Source organism: Streptomyces sp. NRRL F-6492 (assembly GCF_001280125.1).
GTDB lineage: Bacteria > Actinomycetota > Actinomycetes > Streptomycetales > Streptomycetaceae > Streptomyces.
On sequence record NZ_LGEG01000153.1, the window covers coordinates 1 to 360 of the forward strand.

The following is a 360-nucleotide window of genomic DNA, read 5'->3' on the forward strand; positions in this document are numbered from 1 at the left end:
GCCGGTGACGTCGACCGTCGAGGTGACGGCGGCGCCGTTGTCCGGGACGGCGACGTCGGCGGTGTTCTCGAAGACCTTGCCGGTGGGCGGGTTCGTGGAACCGGCCGACAGCGTCCAGATCGCGTGCGCGACGGCGTCGCTGTTGCGGTCCAGGGCGGTGTCGTTGATGTTCGACGTGGTGTCGCACGAGGAGTGGTAGCAGCGGTCGAACGCCGTGGCCGTACCGCCCCACTTGGTGACCTGCGCGCTGGTCTTCACGCGGCTCGCGCCGGTGAAGAGGCCGCCGACGGGGACGCCCGCGCTCTTGAACGGGGCGTGGTCGGAGCGGCCGTCGCCCTCGGTCTCGATCTCGGTCGGGAC

General features: G+C 71.4%; 1 protein-coding gene. It reads right to left on the minus strand.

Going from position 1 to position 360, the window contains the following annotated elements; genetic code table 11:
• A partial coding sequence (locus ADL08_RS13565; RefSeq protein WP_159043056.1) for a M28 family peptidase occupies nt 1–360 on the minus strand: 360 nt, incomplete at both ends.